The sequence below is a fragment of the Variovorax sp. YR216 genome, assembly GCF_900107745.1.
Classification (GTDB): Bacteria; Pseudomonadota; Gammaproteobacteria; order Burkholderiales; family Burkholderiaceae_C; genus Variovorax.
The window spans coordinates 58544-76737 of sequence record NZ_FNRO01000025.1 but is presented as its reverse complement, the minus strand read 5'-3'; the positions used below and the strand labels follow the sequence as shown (position 1 = coordinate 76737).

General features: G+C 67.4%; 16 protein-coding genes and 1 pseudogene. 13 read left to right on the top strand and 4 right to left on the bottom strand.

Annotated features, from left to right (window positions below):
* Positions 1–185: pseudogene (locus BLW05_RS32805) on the bottom strand (hypothetical protein); the annotation flags it as partial.
* The gene (locus BLW05_RS32800; protein WP_256330614.1) at positions 182–997 is read right to left on the bottom strand and encodes a DUF6502 family protein; all 816 of its coding nucleotides are present in this window, start codon (positions 995–997) and stop codon (positions 182–184) included. The gene BLW05_RS32800 and the pseudogene BLW05_RS32805, both read right to left, overlap by 4 nt.
* Before the next feature lie 362 nt (positions 998–1359).
* Between BLW05_RS32800 and BLW05_RS32795 the strand changes: the two genes are divergently transcribed.
* Entirely contained in the window at positions 1360–2178 is an 819-nt protein-coding gene (locus tag BLW05_RS32795; protein WP_093168682.1) for a LysR family transcriptional regulator, read from the top strand.
* On the opposite strand, the gene BLW05_RS32790 is transcribed toward BLW05_RS32795, so the two are convergent.
* Complete coding sequence (locus BLW05_RS32790; RefSeq protein ID WP_093168680.1) at positions 2067–2360, bottom strand: DNA-binding protein; 294 nt, start codon at positions 2358–2360, stop codon at positions 2067–2069. The genes BLW05_RS32795 and BLW05_RS32790 overlap by 112 nt on opposite strands.
* 147 nt (positions 2361–2507) lie before the next feature.
* Here BLW05_RS32790 and BLW05_RS32785 point away from each other — a divergent pair, with 147 nt between their 5' ends.
* From BLW05_RS32785 to BLW05_RS32730, 12 genes are all read left to right on the top strand, one after another.
* On the top strand, positions 2508–2891 hold the full coding sequence (locus tag BLW05_RS32785; RefSeq protein ID WP_256330613.1) for a YXWGXW repeat-containing protein: 384 nt from the start codon (positions 2508–2510) through the stop codon (positions 2889–2891).
* Positions 2892–3400: 509 nt separating this feature from the next.
* Entirely contained in the window at positions 3401–3706 is a 306-nt protein-coding gene (locus BLW05_RS32780) for a BufA1 family periplasmic bufferin-type metallophore (protein ID WP_093168676.1), read from the top strand.
* Between the two features lie 10 nt (positions 3707–3716).
* A complete protein-coding gene (locus BLW05_RS32775) occupies positions 3717–4211 on the top strand; it encodes a DoxX family protein (RefSeq protein ID WP_256330612.1) in 495 nt (164 codons plus the stop codon).
* 15 nt (positions 4212–4226) lie between these two features.
* Entirely contained in the window at positions 4227–5564 is a 1338-nt protein-coding gene (locus BLW05_RS32770) for an NAD(P)/FAD-dependent oxidoreductase (RefSeq protein WP_093168674.1), read from the top strand.
* 9 nt (positions 5565–5573) lie between these two features.
* Positions 5574–6356 (top strand): 3-hydroxybutyrate dehydrogenase, encoded by a 783-nt coding sequence (locus BLW05_RS32765; protein WP_093168672.1) that lies wholly within the window; start codon positions 5574–5576, stop codon positions 6354–6356.
* A 17-nt stretch (positions 6357–6373) separates the two neighbouring features.
* Entirely contained in the window at positions 6374–7510 is a 1137-nt protein-coding gene (locus BLW05_RS32760; protein WP_093168670.1) for a patatin-like phospholipase family protein, read from the top strand.
* Positions 7511–7597: 87 nt separating this feature from the next.
* Positions 7598–8560 carry a YeeE/YedE thiosulfate transporter family protein gene (locus BLW05_RS32755; protein WP_093168668.1) on the top strand — a complete coding sequence of 321 codons (963 nt, stop codon included), beginning with the start codon at positions 7598–7600 and terminating at the stop codon, positions 8558–8560.
* Positions 8561–8648: 88 nt separating this feature from the next.
* Positions 8649–9506, top strand: a complete 858-nt coding sequence (locus BLW05_RS32750) for an MNIO family bufferin maturase (protein WP_093168666.1) — start codon at positions 8649–8651, stop codon at positions 9504–9506.
* Entirely contained in the window at positions 9490–10266 is a 777-nt protein-coding gene (locus BLW05_RS32745) for an HvfC/BufC N-terminal domain-containing protein (RefSeq protein ID WP_093168664.1), read from the top strand. The genes BLW05_RS32750 and BLW05_RS32745 overlap by 17 nt, the downstream gene beginning before the upstream one ends.
* Positions 10263–10979 carry a response regulator transcription factor gene (locus tag BLW05_RS32740; RefSeq protein ID WP_093168662.1) on the top strand — a complete coding sequence of 239 codons (717 nt, stop codon included), beginning with the start codon at positions 10263–10265 and terminating at the stop codon, positions 10977–10979. Before BLW05_RS32745 ends, BLW05_RS32740 begins: the two co-directional genes overlap by 4 nt.
* Positions 10980–10993: 14 nt before the next feature.
* Positions 10994–11983: a sensor histidine kinase gene (locus BLW05_RS32735; protein WP_093168660.1), complete on the top strand. Its 990-nt coding sequence runs from the start codon at positions 10994–10996 to the stop codon at positions 11981–11983.
* Positions 11980–13074: a PAS domain-containing protein gene (locus tag BLW05_RS32730; RefSeq protein WP_093168658.1), complete on the top strand. Its 1095-nt coding sequence runs from the start codon at positions 11980–11982 to the stop codon at positions 13072–13074. The genes BLW05_RS32735 and BLW05_RS32730 overlap by 4 nt, the downstream gene beginning before the upstream one ends.
* On the opposite strand, the gene BLW05_RS32725 is transcribed toward BLW05_RS32730, so the two are convergent.
* Entirely contained in the window at positions 13017–18095 is a 5079-nt protein-coding gene (locus tag BLW05_RS32725; protein ID WP_093168656.1) for an AAA family ATPase, read from the bottom strand. The genes BLW05_RS32730 and BLW05_RS32725 overlap by 58 nt on opposite strands.
* Between the last annotated feature and the right edge of the window lie 99 nt (positions 18096–18194).

Here is an 18194-nt window from a genome sequence, read left to right as displayed (position 1 = left end):
GAGGTCGTCCTGTCCAGCAGCGACTGCTGCGCGGTTGCGCTGCCGGGCGCCATGCCTGTTGCGCCCGTAGCGCCTGTGTTGCTTCCGGCGACGATCGGCATGCCACCGCCGCCACCGCCGCCGCAGGAGGCAATCAGCGCCAACGCGACTGCGATCAACGTGGCATGCAGGCAGTCCTTTGTCACGGTCGTCTCCCGCGTGGAGGATCCGGCGCTTCCGGATTCGCTTGTGATGCGCCGTCCTCGTAGTAGGCGTAGATGCCGACTCGCATGCGTGACGATGCCGACGTCGGCGCCTCAGTGAAGGCCTTCGTGAGCTCGCCCGAGAGTTCGTGATGCAGCGCACTCCAGCGTGCGCGGACAAGCCCGTGGATGCGTTCGCAATCTTCAGCGGCGATGCCCTTGGCAAAGACGGAGCGTTCGAGGAAGGCGGCTTGCTCGCCCAGGGTGTTCGAAACGGCCGCCATCAGATGATCGCGCGTGTTGTCGCCGAGAAAGGCCAGCATGCTGCGCATGTCCTGCGCGGGCACGAAGCCCTCAGCCTTGAGCTCCACGAAGCCGTCACTCTCCCTCACCATCCCGAGTCGCAGCAGCTCGTCGAGGACAGCGCGGTGATGCACGTTCCCATGGCTCGCTTCGTGCGCGACCGATTCGAATGAAGGAGTCTGCGCGTCAGCGCTGATCGGCAGCTTGCGGCACGACGGGTCATCGGTGCAGATATGCAACCATCGCGTCACAGTTCTTGCCGGGGCCGACGCTTCAGAAGATGGCAGCTGCTCGATCTCGTCGCGAACCATCGAGGTCACGGCCTTGCGGTGCAATCCGGTGGTAATCGAAAGCTGGCTGATGTTGGGTTCCACCCCCCTGCCCTGCCACATCCTCCGGGCTTCGTCGATCAGCAATCGACGCAGTACTTCGTCGAGATGAGCGTGCTTGACGCCCCGGCTCAGTGCGAGGCGAACGATCGGACGCAGAACGCGCGCGCAGGCGCTGAGCACGTCTTCCAGCTGGCCTTGAGCCAGCCGCGCGAGCTTCGCTGGCGGGGGCGTTCCCCCTGGAGCGCGATGACCGAACTCCGGGTCAGCGACCCGCCTGGCCATGCAACCCGCCGCAGTTGTTCCGGACGCTGGTCAAGTTTTCGCAACTATCTTGATGCACGGTGTTCTCCCGCCTCTTCGCGGCACCCACAGTGCGCGCCGTTTGAACTATCTGCCCGTTGAGCAATGGCCGCAATGCATTTTTCACATCTTCATGTTGGGGGTGCCTCGAGACCACGCCCAACGGGCGGCGGCATCGACTTCCTTTAGTCGCACGGGGAAGCTCTCTTTCTTCGCGCACCTCAACTCGGGAGATCGTAGACATGTACATCACCCAATCAGCGCTTAGCGGATTGATAAAGGAACTGGAGCAGACACTCGGCGCGCGGCTGATCGATCGGACCACTCGGCGCGTATATCTGACCGAGGCCGGGGAGCGCCTCTATCCGATGTTGGACGGCGTTATCCATGACCTGGACAACGTACTGCAATGCGTCGCCGATGATCGAACCAGAACGTCTGGTGCCGTCCGGATTGCCACCTCACAGCTTCTGGCATCGACGCTAATGCCCGAGTTGATCGCAACCTACCAGGCCAAGCACCCTCTCATCCACGTCAAACTGGTTGACGTTCCAGTGGAAAGCGTTATGGGCCGGGTTTTTGGTGGCGAGGTCGAACTGGGCATCGGCCCAGAGCGCGAACCGAACTCGGACATCACTTCGACCCGGCTGTTCGACGGTCCATTCATGGCCGTGTTTCCACACGGGCATCCCCTGGACCGGCGCCTGCGCTGGAGCGATCTGGCACCCCACCCGCTCATCACCTTGCAGGGACAGTTCACTGAAGGTCTGACGAAGGACTTGCGCACATCGGCGCCAGATCTGGCGTTCGAACCGGCTTGCGAAGTCGCCTACATGCCCACAGTGCTGTCTATGGTCAAAGCTGGGCTTGGCGTCGGCCTGTGCGTCGCGTACGCCGCCTCGCTGATCGAGGTTTACGGCCTGCGGACCACGCCCTTGGGCCCGGAGGTCTACCGCAGCTTCGAGGTGTTCACGCGCCGTGGGCGCACGCTCTCCATGGCCGCGCAAAGCTTCTTGGATTTCATCGGGCCCAGGATCCGGGCCATGCCATACCTGCGTTGACCTTGCATCAGGAGTTCAATCAGTTTTAGCCGCGCGGAAAGCCCCACATACCAGTCATGCAATAAGGGGCCGATCGTGTTGGGCGAGCCGCCGCCCAGGCGCTGGCGCACGCGCTCGATCGTGGGTTTCAGCCCTCGCGCGAGCAGCGCATCGGCTGCTTCGCAGACCTCTTCCAGTTGCACGCCGCGCGGGCCGCGGCGCGCCGTGGCCGGCCTCTACACCGTCCAGCCCAACTCCAATGGCAGCGTGCAAAATGCGGCGATCAATACTGCATCGCCCCGTGCCGCCGCTGAGCTTCAACCTGCCCTGACACCATGCGAACTCTCGTTTTGACTACAGCCTTCGCGACCATCGTCGCGCCGCTGGCCGCGCCGGCCCAAGTGTCGGTGAACATCAATGTGCCGGGGTTGATTGCCGTTGCACCGCCTGCTCCGCGCTATGAACCGGTGCCGGCTCCCCGCCCGGGCCAAATCTGGATTCAGGGCAATTGGTACTGGTCCAACAACAACTACGCCTGGCGCCCGGGGCGCTGGGAGCAGGCGCGCCCGGACTATGACTACGCGCCCGGCCGCTGGGTGCCCGGGGATGGCGGCTATCGCTGGGTGGAAGGCGGCTGGAAGCCCAAGGGCGGCCCTGGCAACGGCCACTGCCCGCCGGGCCAGGCAAAAAAAGTCGCTGCTGAACGCCCGCTCATGGCCGTTCAGCAACTTTGACGAAGGTCAGCGTTCCGTCCTTGCGCTCGGTTCGGTCCCATACAGGCACGTGCGGCTCGATGCCCTTGTCCTTGACCATCCAGCTCAGCATGGGCGCAGTGCCATAGGCTGTATCGCCCACCGGCCGCCGCGGCTTGTACTGCGCCCACTCGGCTGTCTGCTGTGGCGCGCTGGGTTCCGTGCAGCTCAGCCTTCTCCGGGCTGTGGTGCTACACCACGGAATGGGACGCGACCCGCCGCCTCCATTCGGCCACCTGACCGAAACTACTCTTAGTAGTTATGAAGCTACCCAAAGTAGCTACTCAGTGAACGGCCAAACGATGCGCCACGTATCAAAACCAAATTCGGCCCATCCGACTGGGCTGCCGGCATGTGACCAAATCGTGAACTTTCATTGACGGCCGCGTGAGACGCGGTGGCCAGACTTGCTTCCGGAGCGGTACCCGATGCGATGCAGCAACGCCCCACTCCGCCAAGCCTTCCACCTCAACCGTCCACAGGAGTGTCAAATGAACGCAAGTCATCAACTGGTCCAGGGCGCTATCGCCAGTCTGCTCGCACTGGGCCTCGGCGCGGCAAGCACCGGCGCCTTCGCGCAGAAGGTCGAGACCGAGAAGTGCGCCGGCATCGTCAAGGCCGGCAGCAACGACTGCGGCACGAGCAAGAGTTCGTGCGCCGGCACTTCGACGACGGACCGCGACCCCGAAGCCTGGATCTATGTTGCCAAGGGCACCTGCGCGCGCATTGCAGGCGGTACCGTGACCAACAAGCCCGAGAACGTGCACGGTGGCGCCGCCGCCGTGAAGAAGGGTTGAGGAGACCACCATGCACTACGCAGGCTCCATGACTCCTGCGCACGCGACCCGCGCCGGCCTGCACTCGCGCGTCATCACGCGGGTCCGGGCCGTCGGCCGCGGCCTCCAGGCGTTCACTCCGGCGGTCGACCTCGGCGTACGACTCTTCGTCGCCAGCGTGTTCTTCAAGTCGGGCCTGACCAAGATCGCCACCTGGAGCTCCACGCTGTCGCTGTTCGAGAACGAATACGCGGTGCCCCTGCTGCCGCCGGAGGTCGCGGCCTACCTCGGCACCGGCGTCGAGCTGCTCTTTCCTGTGCTTCTGGCCATCGGGCTCGGCACGCGCTTCTCGGCCTTCGTGCTCTTCGTGTTCAACATCATCGCCGTGGTCTCCTATCCCGATCTCGGCGCCGTGGGACTGCGGGATCACCAGACCTGGGGCCTGCTTCTGCTGGTCACGCTGCTGCACGGACCGGGCAAGCTGTCGCTCGACCACCTGGTCGCACGGCGCTTCCCCGCGCCGTGAACCCGGGAGCGCGCCATGCCCGCTGAAAAGAACATCGTCATCGTCGGCGGCGGCTTCGCCGGGACCACACTGGCGCGCTCGCTGGAAAGACAGCTGCCGCAAGGCTGGCGCGTCGTCCTGGTCAGCGAGGAGAGCTACACCACCTTCAACCCGATGCTGGCCGAAGTGGTGGGAGCATCGGTATTTCCGGAGCACGTCGTGGCACCGATCCGGCAGATGCTGCGCGGCGGCACGCGCAGCCAGTTCGTGATGGGACGCGTCCTCAGCATCGATCCCGAGCGACGTTGCGTACGGGCCGGCACGCTCGCCGGCATTCAGGACATCCGCTACGAGCATCTGGTCCTGGCCTTCGGCACACGCGCCAATCTTGACCTGGTGCCCGGGCTGGCAGACCATGCGCTGCCCCTCAAGCTGGTCGGCGACGCCATGTTCATCCGCAACCGCATGCTGCAGCGCATCGCTCGCATCGAGCTCGAAACGGATCCGGCGGTGCGACGGCGGCTCGGCCACTTCATCGTCATCGGCGGTGGATTCTCGGGCGTCGAGGTGGCCGGCGCGCTCGCCGACTTCCTGCGGGGCGCGACCCGCTACTACCCGCGGGTCAGGACCGAGGAACTCCAGGTGACGGTGATCGAGGGCGCCGATCGGCTGCTGGTCGAGCTTCCCAAATCGCTCGGCCTGGCCGCGGCGCGGTCGATGCTCGCACGGCGCATCGAGGTGCGGCTCAATGCGCGCGCCGCCGAGGTCGATGCCGGGGGCGTGAGGCTGGCGACCGGCGAGAACATCGCCGGCGCGACGGTGATCTGCACCATCGGCACGCGGCCCAATCCGCTGCTCGAGGCCCTCCCGGTCCCCCGGCAACGCGGGCGCATCGAGACCGCGCCCGACATGTCGGTGCCGGGCATGTCTGGGTTGTGGGCCCTCGGCGACTGCGCGCTGGTGCGCAACGGCATGACGCAGCAGTTCGCGCCGCCCACCGCGCAATTCGCCGTGGCCCAGGCGCGCTCGCTGGCACGCAACATCGTCGCCGCCATCGAGGGCCGTGCGACGCAGGCCTTCCGCCACGAATCCAAGGGAATGATGGCCACCACCGGCCACCTGAAAGGGGTCGCGAGCGTGTTCGGCCTGCGCCTGCACGGCTTGCCGGCGTGGCTCCTGTGGCGAGCCTACTACCTGCTCCTGATACCCACGGCCGGCCGCAAGGTGCGCATCTGGCTTGAATGGACGTGGAGCATGTTCTTTGCCGCCGACATCACGCACCTGCGCTTCACTCGAACGAACGAGGCCGACGCCGAGACGGCGCGGCCGGCGGTCGAGGCCCTGTCGAAATCCCAACCCCAACGCCAACCCTAGGAGCCTTCCATGCTCAAGCAAAAATCCGCGATCGTCACCGGCTCAACCAGCGGCATTGGCCTCGGCATCGCCCGTGCGCTGGCCCGCAATGGGGCCGACATCATGCTCAACGGCTTCGGCGAAGCGCAGGAGATCGAATTCACACGCACCGAGCTCGAGCGCCAGTTCGGCGTCGCGGTTCGCTACTCGAGCGCAGACATGAGCCAACCCGATCAGGTGCGGCAGATGGTTGCGCTCGCCCAGGACGAATTCGGCAAGGTGGATATCGTCGTCAACAACGCCGGCATCCAGCATGTCGCGCCGATCGAGGAGTTCGCCGACGAAAGATGGGACGCAGTGATGGCGATCAACCTCTCATCGGCATTCCACGTCATCAAGGCGGTGACGCCCGGCATGAAGGCGCGCCGCTTCGGCCGAATCATCAACGTCGCCTCGGCGCACGGACTGACCGCATCCCCGTTCAAGTCAGCCTACGTCGCTGCCAAGCACGGGCTGATCGGCCTGTCCAAGACGGTCGCGGTCGAGCTCGCCGAGTTCGGCGTCACCTCCAACACCCTGTGTCCCGGCTACGTGAAGACGCCGCTGGTCGAGAAGCAGATCGCCGATCAGGCCAAGGCCCACGGCATTTCGCCCGAAGAGGTGGTGCGCAACGTCATGCTGTCGCATCAGGCGCGCAAGGAGTTCATCCAGGTCGAGGAACTGGCGGCGCTGGCGGTCTTCCTGGCCTCCGATGCGGCCGCGTCGATGACCGGCGCTGCGCTGGCCATGGACGGCGGCTGGACACTGCACTGAGTGCAGGGAGACGAACCATGGCGCACTCACGCAAGGCGCGCACGGCGGCCGAGCACAGTGGCGGCAACGGCGAACTCCCAGGCCAGGTCGTGCTGGTGCTGCAGGGCGGCGGCGCGCTTGGCGCCTACCAGGTCGGCGTCTACGAGGCACTGCACGAAGCCGGCATCGAGCCCGACTGGGTCATCGGCACCTCCATCGGGGCGATCAACGCGTCGTTGATCTCCGGCAATCGCCCCGAACACCGGCTCGAGCGCCTGAACACGTTCTGGGATCAGATGCAGGCGTCGACGCCCGCCTTCGGCTTCCCGGACTGGATGGGCCTGGGCAACCTGATGTCGAACATGGCGACCGTGATGCGCGGTATCCCGGACTTCTTCACCCCCAACCTGCATGCGCTGCGCGGGTCGGCCGCGCCGCTCGGCGTGGAGGCGGCTTCCTACTACAGCACGGCGCCGCTGCGCGGGACGCTGCAGTCGCTGATCGATTTCGAGTACCTGTGCCAGTGCCGCACCCGCCTGACCGTCGGCGCGGTGAACGCCTGCAGCGGCGAAATGCGCTATTTCGACACCAGCAAGGAAGTGCTCGGCGTCGACCACGTGATGGCTTCCGGCGCGCTGCCTCCGGCCTTCGCTGCCGTACGCATCGACGGCCAGCCCTACTGGGACGGCGGCATCTACTCCAACACGCCGATCGAGGCCGTGCTCGACGACAAGCCACGCCGCGACTCGCTGATCTTCGCCGTCAATGTGTGGCACCAGACCGCGCCCGAGCCGGACTCCATCTGGCAGGTGATGGCCCGCCACAAGGACATCCAGTTCGCCAGCCGCGCCGACAGCCACATCGCGCGCCAGAAGCAGATCCACCGGCTGCGCCATGTGATTCGCGAACTCCACAAGCAGATCCCGGCATCGAAGCAGGCCGATCCGAAGGTGATGGAACTGGCCTCCTGGGGCTGCGGCACCACGATGCACGTGGCGCACCTGGTCGCGCCGCGCGTGGCAGGCGAAGACCACACCAAGGACATCGACTTCACGCCCTCGGGCATCCGCACCCGCCGGCAAGCGGGCTACGCCGATACGCTGCGCATGATCGGACGCGCACCCTGGAAGGAAGCCGCGGCCGATCCCATCGAAGGCGTCATCGAGCACCGCTGACGCTCGGGAGCTCCGAATGCTCGACTGCATCGAACAACTGCTGCGGGACCAGGTCTGCAAGTTCCGCGACACAGCCGGGGTGCAGTGATGGACATCGCGCTCGCCAGCCTCGCGTTCGCGCTCGCCGCGTGCTGCGCCGTCGTGATGGGCTTTGCGATCCAGCGTGGCGCCACCTGCACCGTCGCCGCCATGGAGGAGATCGTGGACGAGCGCAGTTCGGGCCGCCTGCTGGGCCTCGCCGAAGCCTCGCTGTGGGTGGCCGGAGGCCTGCTCGTGGCGCAGGCCCTGCACCTGCTGCCGGCCATGCCGCCGGGCTATCCGGTGAACGGCTGGACGGTGCTGGGCGGCACGCTCCTGGGCCTCGGCGCCTTCGTGAACCGGGCCTGCGTGTTCGGCTCCGTCGCGCGTTTCGGGTCGGGTGAATGGGCCTACCTGGTCACGCCGCTCGGCTTCTACGTGGGCTGCCTGAGCGTCGAGCCGCTCTTCGCGGCCGGCGCGCAAACCAGGCTGGCCTACGGCTCACCGGTGCTGCAGGCGCCGGGATGGGTGGCGCTGCCATTCGTGCTGTTCGTGGCATGGCGCATCGTGCGTCCGATCCGGGGCGGGCTGCGCCTGCGCGACGCCTTGACCACGCACATCTGGTCACCGCATGCCGCGACCACGGTGATCGGCATCGCCTTCGTCCTCATGCTCTTGCTCGTGGGCGCCTGGGCCTACACCGACGTGCTGGCCGAACTGGCGCGTGGCATGGCCACCAGTCTCACGGCGCGCTGCCTGCTCTTGGTGGCCCTGCTGCTCGGCGCGGTCTGGGGCGGCTGGACGGCCGGGCGCTTTCGCAGCACGCGCGTCTCGGCGGCGCAACTGCTGCGCTGCCTTGCCGGCGGCGTCCTGATGGGCTGGGGCAGCCTGCTGATCCCGGGCGGCAATGATGGGCTGATCCTGGTCGGCATGCCGCTGCTCTGGCCCTACGCCTGGGTGGCGTTCCTCGCGATGTGCACTTCGATCGGCGCGGCCCTACTGGCGCGTAGGGCGTGGGGGCAACCGCCCTGAAGTCGGAACAGCCAATCTTCACATTTCGATCACGCGTGCGGCGGCGCATCGGTCGATGCCTAGAATTCTCGTGACCCAGGAGGCGACGATGGACCAGCCCTCGAGATCGTTGACAGGATGTGCCGGCATCGGACTGCGATCGGAGCACTACGTCGAGTTCATCGAATCGCGTCCGCCCGTGGGGTTCATCGAGGTCCACAGCGAGAACTACTTCGGCCGCGGCGGCAAGCCGCTGCATTTCCTGAAGCTCGCCCGAGAGAGCTATCCATTGAGCCTGCACGGCGTGGGCTTGTCGATCGGCTCTGTCGACCCCTTGAGCGAGCCGCACCTTGCGCGGCTGGGCGAACTGATCGAGATGCTGGAGCCTGCGCTGGTCTCCGACCACCTGTGCTGGAGCTCGGTGGGCGGCATCCACGCCAACGACCTGCTGCCGCTGCCCTTCACCGGAGAGGCGTTGTCGCACGTCGTCTCCCGCGTGCAGCGGGTGCAGGAGCGCCTGCGCCGGCGGATCCTGCTCGAGAACGTGTCGAGCTACATGGAGTACGTTCAATCCGCGATGCCCGAGTGGGAGTTCCTTGCCGAGGTCGCGCGCCGCAGCGGCTGCGGGATCCTGCTGGACGTCAACAACATCTTCGTTAGCGCCCACAACCACGGCTTCGAGGCGATGCGCTACCTGCGGGCGATCCCTCGCCAGGTCGTGGAGGAAATCCACCTGGCCGGCTTCACGCGCAAGCCCGTGGGTGGTGGCGCAGAGATCCTGATCGACACGCACAGCGCGCCGGTCGCCGAAGCCGTGTGGACGCTCTACGCGGCCGCGCTGGAGCGCTTCGGCCCGGTGCCGACCCTGGTCGAATGGGACGCCGACCTGCCTCCCCTGCCCGTGCTGGTGGCGGAGGCCGCCAAGGCCAGATCGTTGATGGAGTTGCGCCATGCTTGCGCTGCCTGACATCCAGGCCCGTGTCATGGACGCGCTGCTGCGGCGCGACGGCACCGCTGCGACGGCGCTGGTGCGGCCCACGGCGTCGCTGTCCGCGCTGAAGCGTCTGCAGGTCTATCGCAACAACATGGTCGAGAGCCTGATCGCCGCACTGGGCGCCGTCTACCCGGTGGTGGCGCGCCTCGTCGGCAACGGTTTCTTCAGGCACGCGGCGAAGGCTTTCATCAGCGCGCATCCCTCGCGCTCGGGCAACCTGCAGGACTTCGGCGGCGAGATCCCCGCTTTCCTGCGCGCCTACCCCCCAGCCGCCGACCTGCCCTACCTGCCGGACGTGGCCGCGCTCGAATGGGCCCTGCACCGCGCCTACCACGAGATCGAGTTGCCCGCCCTCACGCTGGAGCGGCTGGCGCAGGTGCCGGTTGCCGGGCAGGCCGGGCTGCGCCTTCGTCTGCAGCCCAGCGCCCGCTTCGTCGCGTCGCGCTATCCGCTGCTGAGAATCTGGCAGTCGAACCAGCCGGAGGCCCTTGACGACGAATCGACGATCTCGCTCGACGAAGGCGGCGTGGATCTGCTGGTCGTCCAGCGCGCGCTGGAGCTCGAATTCAGACTCCTCGGCGTGGCCGAGGGCCGCTGGCTGCGCGCACTTGCCGACGAGGCCAGCCTGGCCGAAGCGACCCGGCGCGCGATGGACATCGATCCGGCCTTCGACCTCATGGGGGCGCTGGCCCGCCATCTGGGACTTGGCCTTTTCACGGAGGCTTCGACATGACCCGCCGCGTACTCGTGGTCGAGGACGATCCAGACATCGGCCGCCTCGTCATGCTCCAACTCGCGGAGCTCGACTGCGAAGGCCGCCTGATCGCCGACGGCGTGACCGGCCTGGCCGAGTCCGAGACCGGCAACTACGACCTCGTGATCCTCGACCTGATGTTGCCGCGCATGGATGGGCTGCAGATCTGTCGGCGCCTGCGCACGCATGCGCGCTACACGCCGATCCTGATGCTCACCGCCAAATCCTCGGAGCTCGACCGCGTGCTGGGCCTGGAGCTCGGCGCCGACGACTACCTGACCAAGCCCTTCAGCATGCTCGAACTCGCTGCGCGCGTGAAGGCGGTTTTCCGGCGAGCGGACCACCAGCAGGCATCCCAGGCGGCGCAGGCAGCCAACGAGGAGCGGCTGATCGAAGCCGGAGGCCTGCGCATCGACCTGTATCGCCACGAGGCGCTGCTGGACGGCAAGCCCGTCGACCTGACCGCCAAGGAGTTCGACCTGCTGGTGTACTTCGCGCGCAGTCCCGGGCGCGTCCACACGCGGGCGCAACTGCTCGACCAGGTCTGGGGCTACAGCCACAGCGGCTACGAGCACACCGTCAACTCGCACATCAACCGGCTGCGCAACAAGATCGAGCGCGATCCCGGCAACCCCGACTACATCCAGACGGTCTGGGGCGTGGGCTACAAGTTCGGCGAGCCGCGCCCCTGAGGACGGATCTCCCCGTGGACCTCTTCGACATGGCGATCGTCGCCCTCGTCTCCGCCGCAGTCGCCGCCCTGTACGTGTCATGGCGGGCCGCGCGGCGGCTGAAGCGACTGGCCGACACCGTCGATGCCTTCGCGCGGGGAGGCTGTACCAATGCCCTGCGCGTGACGGGCGCCGATGCCCATGGGGACGCGATCGACCGCCTTGCCGCGCACGTGGAACGGATGTCTGCCCGCATCGGCGAGCAATTCGCGGAGATCGAACGCGGCGTCGATCGGCGCCGCGAACTGCTCGCCAACGTCTCGCACGACCTGCGCACGCCGTTGACCTCGATGCAGGGCTACCTCGAACTGCTTCTGTTGCGGCACGGCACCCTGTCGCCCGCAGAGGAGCGCAACTACCTCGAGACGGCAGTACGCCATGGCGAGCGCCTGGGACGCCTCGTGAGCGACCTGTTCGAGCTCACCCAGCTGGAAGCCGCGGAAGCGTTGCCGCACCCAGAGGCCTTCTCGCTCGCCGAACTGGCACAGGACGTGGCGCAGAAGTTCGCCCTCGACGCCCGGAACCGCCACGTGGAGCTGCGCGCCGCCGAGCGTGAAGGCAGCGGCGCAGTCCGTGCGCTGGCCGACATCGGCATGGTCGAACGGGTGCTGGAAAACCTGCTCGACAACGCCTTGCGCCACACGCCCGGCGGTGGCCGCGTGACGATCGAGTTCGGCGCCGACGCACAGCGCGCCCGCATGGCCGTGCGCGATACCGGCTGCGGCATCGCGCCCGCCGAGTTGTCCCACATCTTCGAACGCTACGACCGCGCGAACCGTTCCGCACCGGGCATCCAGGGAGGCCTGGGACTGGCGATCGCGCAGCGCATCGTGCGCCTGCATGGCGGCGAGCTGTCGGCCACCAGCGTCGCGGGCGCCGGCAGCTGCTTCGCATTCGACCTGCCACTGGCGGCCACGAGGCCGGCCGCATCGCCGGCCCTACGCACGCAGAGGATGTCCCCATGACCACGCACCCCATGGCGCTCGCGCTCCTGTTCGCCCTGGCAGCGGCATTGCTCGCCGGGCTGGCCTGGTCGACCGCCCTGCGCGCGCGCCGACAGCGCGACGCGTCGGGCGAGCGTCTGGCGCAGGTCGAACGGCGTCTCGCCGAACAGCGCGCCGCGGTGGGCCGGGCCGAGGCCTTGCGTGCCGCTGCCGAGGCCGACCTGCGCGCCAGCGAGGAGCGCTATGTCGCGGCGATGCGCGGTAGCCAGGACGGCATGTGGGAATGGGACATTGCCTCCAGCCGGGTCGAGCTCTCGCCGCGCTGGAAGAGCATGCTCGGATTCGAGGCGAACGAACTCGCCGACGACCTGGAAGCCTGGCGTGCGCGCGTCCACCCGGAGGACCGGCCCGCGCTCGAACAGGCGCTCGCGCAGGCCCTCGCACCCGTTGGCGCCGACGCGCGGTTCGAACACGAGATGCGGCTGCTGCACAAGGACGGCAGCGTGCGCTGGGTGCTGTCGCGCGGCGTCACCATGCGGCGCGCCGGTGGGTCGCCCTATCGCATGGTGGGCCAGGACACCGACGTGACGCCGATCCGCCGCGTACTGCACGTGCTCCAGGCCGTGGCCGATGGCACGGCCGGGGCGGTCGGTGAAGCCTTCTTTCCGGCGATGGTGCGGCACTTCGCGCGCGCGCTCGGGCTCGATTGCGCCTTCGTCGCCGAATGCGCGGACCAGCCCGCGACGCGGGTGCGCACGCTGGCGTACTGGGCGGAAGGCAGCCTGCACGACAACTTCGAATTCGCCTTGGCCGGCACGCCCTGCGAGACCGTCGTTCAGGACGGGAGCGCATGTTTCCATCGCAGCGGCCTTGCGCAGATGTTTCCCCGGGAAGCGGGCTGGGAAGCCTATCTGGGGATGCCGATCATCGCGAGCGATGGTCGCACGCTCGGCCACCTCGCGTTCCGCCATCGCACCTCGCTGGGCGACGAGATACTGGTCGATTCCGTTTACCGCATCTTTCTCGCGCGCGCGGCCGCCGAACTCGAACGGATTCAGGCGCTGGCGCGGCTGCGCGCAGATGCATCGCCAGCGGGTGTGCCAGCCTCCTGAGGCGCCTGGGGTCGTGCCACCGGCAGACCGAACGAAAAGCAGCTGCCCTCGCCCGCCCGACTCTCCACGGCGATCTGGCAGCCGTGAAGCTCGACGATCCGCCGGGCGATCGCGAGGCCCAGCCCGGCGCCGCCCGATGCATCGTCGCGGCCCTCGCCTCCGCGATAGAAGCGATCGAAGACGCGGGGCAGCTCGGCCTGCGGAATACCGCGGCCGGAGTCTGCGACGTTCGCGATCACGCGCTCGCCTTCGACGCGCAGTCTCACGCTCACCGAGCCGCCGGCCGGGGTGTGCTTCAGCGCGTTGCCGATCAGGTTGTCGAGCACACGCTCGACAAGACCCAGGTCGGCATCGACCGGTGGCAGCGCGTGCGCGGCCTCGACCCGCAGCATCACCTCCGCGCGATCGGCCGCCAACTGGAACTTCTGCAGCACGTCAACGGCCAGTTCGGACAGCTGGAAAACCTCGCGTTCGAGCGCCAGGCCCTTGAAGTCAAGCCGCGCGAGCTCGAACAGTTCGTCGATCAGGGTCGCGAGATACTTGCACTGGCGCAGCGCGATCTCGATGTAACCGTGCCGCGTCGCGGGCGGCAACTCGTCGCCCTTCAGTGCCAACATCTCCAGATAGCCGCGCAGCGAAACGAGCGGCGAGCGCAGGTCGTGCGAGACATTGGCGATCAGTTCACTGCGCAGGTAGACGTTCTCAGCCTCCAGGTCCTCCTTCAGCCGCTCGACCTGAGCCAGCGCCTCACCGAGTTGCTGGCGTGCATCGCGATGCTCGCCGACCTCGCGCTTCAGCCCTTCGAACAGCCGCGCGTTCTCCAGCGCGATGGCGGCCTGGGTCGCGAGCATGCGCACGACCCGAATGCGGTCGGCCGTGAAGGCGCCCGCGAGCACGCTGTTCTCCAGGTAGAGAACGCCGACCATCCGTCCCTGCTTCTGCACCGCCACGCACATGACCGATCGCGGCCTGTGGCGCATCAGGTAGGGATCGCCGCCGTATCGATCGTCCGCGGCGGCGTCGGCCAACACAACGCTCTCCGCGGTGCGCCGCACGTAGTTGACGATGCTCGCAGGCAGGGTGCGCGATGCGGCCAGCGACGTGCCGGGTGCCATGGCCCACTGCGCCGTCTGCAGCGGATCGGGATCGGCGGCGTAGACCACGGAGTCGCCATCGCGTTCGAGAACCAGGCAGCCGCGTTCGGCGCCCGCGTTCTCGATCGCAATGCGCATGAGGCGCGCGAGCAGCCCGTCCAACTCGACCTCGCCGGCGATCGCATGGGCGGCCTTCATCACGCTGTCCAGGTCAAGGTCGACCTCGGGAACGTTCCGCGCCGGTGCGACGGATATCGGTGCTGGCGCAGGCGCATCGTGCGAAGCCATCGTCTCGTCGCGCAGCAGTCCGGGATACATCCGATCGAGCTGCCCGACCTTCGCCGCGGCGCCCCACCGCCCGTAGCAAGCGCGCGCCTGTGCCATGAACAGGCCCGCCAGCTTCATCTCACTGCGCGCGAGACGACATCGTGCATGGAGCTCGTTGGCCAGCGCGAGCTGCTGAAGCATGCCGGGCTGCCCGGCCGCGTATTCGATCGCCTGCTCATAGTGCTCGATCGCTTCTCGTTCGCGGCCTTCGATGCGGAGGAGTTCGGCAGCAAGCAGCAGTGCGGGGCAGCGAAAATTCTCGGCGCAGTGCACTGCCAGACCGTCGAACGACACACGCGCCTGGGCGATCCGGGCCAACCCCGCCCGGCGTTCCTCATCGTCCGCATCGGCATGACCAGCGGCCAGCGCGATCGCACTCCAGAATTCGTAGACGAGGGGCCACACCGTGCCGGCGACATGGTGCACCGTCGCCCCCGCCACGCGCGCTGCCGCCAGTGCCTGCGCAGGGGTGCCGAGCATGCAGCAGACGTGCAGCTTCGCCACGGCGTGGACAGTCGAAAAGAACGGGTTGTCGCGGTACACGCGAAGGTAGGCGTCCTCGTCGATCGCTTCGTCGGACAACGACATCGGCCCGAGGGTCGTGCCCTGCAACGCGCGGGCCCAGTTGAGGATGATCTTCGTCGAGTCGGCAAAGCCCTGGTTCTTGAGCCGGTGGATCAGTGCAACATTCGGTGTGTACTCGCGCACGAACTCGGCCAGGTCCTGCGTGGCAAGGATCGCCGACCAGAGCTCGGTGCCGGCGCCATAGGCTGCGTAAAGGAAGTCGCCGCTTTCCAGCCCGCTGCGGCAGGCTTCGCGCGCGTAGGGAATGCAACTCGCCCATGGCTGGCGCCAGAAGTTCACGTGCGCATGGAACTGCTGGTAGATCTTGGCGCGTCGTCGCGAGTCCTCGAAGCGATGGTTCACGGCGAGCGCCAGTTTGCCGAACGCATAGGCGCCCCGATAGTCGCCCCGCACCGGACCGACCGTGATGGCATGCGTCACATAGCCATACGCGGACTCCTCGATGTTGCCGTGCTCCAGGGACAGCCGCACCATCGTCGCAGAGATCAGCCGCGCCAGGGTCGGGTCGCCGAGAATGAAAGTCGAGGCCCAGATGTCCGTGAGCATGCTCATCACGATGAGGATCTTCGGATCGTTCATCACCGGCAGGTCGACCAGCGAGACGATGTCCCGCTCTCCCAGCAGTGACGCGATGAGATCCATCTCGCGGGCCAGTGCGTGCTCCTTCTCGGCGGCGCTCTCCGGCAGCGAGACGTCAAAGAGCGCGAGGCCCGCGCGCGTGTTCGCGAGAGCGTCCGCATAGCGCGAGGTGTGTTCGTACTGAACGCTTCGCAGGCGATGGACGCGCGCCCGGTCGATGTCGGTCGCGGCGCGTTGCAGCAGCAGTTCGTACTGCTGGTGCGCCGTCTCGTAGCGCCCGCAAAGGTACAGGCTCTCGGCTGCTTCGAGGTGCAGCGCGAAGCACAGCACGTAGTCCGATTGCCAATGCTCCTCCGCGAGCAGCCCGATCCCGGCTTGGAAGAAGTCCAGCGCGGCTTCGTGCGCGGTGGACGACTTGGCCTTGCGCCCGGCGTTCAAGTCGAGGCGCGCGACCTCGAGCTTTTCTTGCGCGGAGCCAATGAGGCCACTTCCGCGGTTGAGGTGGTGGACGATGTCGAAGAGGCCCTGGTCGACCTCGTGCGGCGTCGCTCGCGACAGCAGCAGGCGGCCGATGCGCAGGTGCAGCATCGGCTTGCGCTCTTCGGGAATCATCGCGTAGGCCGCCTGTTGCACGCGGTCGTGCAGGAAGGCGTGGACCGGCTCCGCGTCGCCGTCCCGGGCAGCCACCGGAACGATCAGGCCCTCGGCCGCCGCCCCTGCGAGATCCTCGGCCACTTCCGGAAACGGCTGTTCGCTGATGAGCGCCAGGGTGCGCTGATCGAAGCTGTTGCCAATGCAGGCAGCCAGCGTCAATGCGTACTGGGACCGGTGGGACAGGCGCCGGATGTTGCGCGTCACGAGGTCGACCACGTCATCAGCCAGCGGCGCCGAAGCGATTGCCTCTATCTGGTAGGCCCAGCAGCCCAGCGTCTCGTCGAAGCGCAGGTGGCCGTCCCGCACCAGCATCCTGAGGAACTGAACCACAAAGAAGGGATTGCCGCCGGTCTTCTCGAACAGCAGTCGCGCCAGGGGCTGCGCATCGGCGGGATCCGCAAGCAGCGTATCGCGGATCAGCGCACCGAGGTCGGCCAGCCGCAGCGGCTCCAGCACCACGCGCCGCACTTCGACGCCGGCTGCTTCGAGTCCATCGAGCGCCCGCGTCAGGCGCTGCGCGCCGCCGAGATCGTTGTCGCGGCAGGCGCCAACGAGCAACACGCCGCGGATGTCGGCGCTCGTGAGCATCGGCTCGAGCAGGCTCAGCGTGGCGGCGTCGGCCCACTGCAAGTCGTCGAGGAACACCACCAGCGGATGCCCGGGCTGCGCGACCGCCGCGACGAAGTTCTGGAACACGCGCTGGAAGCGATTGAGCGTCTCGGCGGCGCCGAGCGGAACCGGCAGCGGCTGCTTGCCGATGATGAACTCGATCTCCGGAACGACCTCGGCGAGAACGCCGCCGTTGGCGCCCAGTGCGTTCCCCAGGCTGCCACGCAAGGCATCGAGTCGGTCTTCGCTCTCCGTGAGCATCTGCCGAACCAGGCCGCGCAAGGCCTGGATCAACGCGCCAAATGGGACGCTGCGGGCCACCTGGTCGAACTTGCCCGAAACGAAATAGCCCTGCTCGCGGACGATCGGCTTGAAGAGCTCGTGGATCAGCGCGGTCTTGCCGATGCCGGGATAGCCCGAGACGAGCAGCATCGACGCCCCGGCGCGGCCGTCTCGTGCGTGCTCGAAAGCGGCCCGCAGCACGGCAATCTCTTGCTCGCGGCCGTAGAGCCTGGGCAGGATCGACAGCCGCTCGTCGATGTCACGCCGGCCGAGCGCGAATGGGTCGATGCGGTGCCGCGCGGCCCATTCGCGCTGGCAGATGGCCAGATCGTCGGCCAGCGCAGTGGCGCTCTGGTAGCGTTCCTCGGGCGCCTTCGCCATCAGCTTCATCACGATCTGCGACACGGGAAGCGGCAGGCTGGGGTCGATGTCGATCGGTGCGCGCGGCGTGCGCGCGATATGCGCATGGATCAGTTCCAGTGCGTCCGCCGAGCGAAACGGTGGCGCACCGACGAGCAGCTCATAGAGCACGACACCCAGTGCGTACAAGTCGCTGCGATGGTCCGGGGCGCGTTCCATGCGGCCGGTGTGCTCGGGCGACGCATAGACCAGGCGCACAGCGGGCATCGAGGCCGCCGGCGCCGACGCCCGGCCGCACATGTCACCGATGTCGATCAACCATGCGCGTTCGCCGACGGGATCGCACAGCACCGCTTCGGGGCGCACGCCGTTGTGAACCATGCCGCACCGATGCAGTGCGGCCAGCGCCGACGCGAGCTCGATGCCGAACGCAAGCACCCGACGCAGGGGCATCGGGCCCGCGGTCGCCAGCTCGGACAGCGGCACGCCGCCAGCTGCGGGCGGGTCGGACAAACCGGTGTCGGGGTTCATGGGCTCTTTGGCTTGATGGCTTGCAGGCCGCACTGTGCGCCCGTTTCACAGTCGATGGCAATGCGTGACCAAAGCGTGAAGATTCGTTGATGGAGCCGT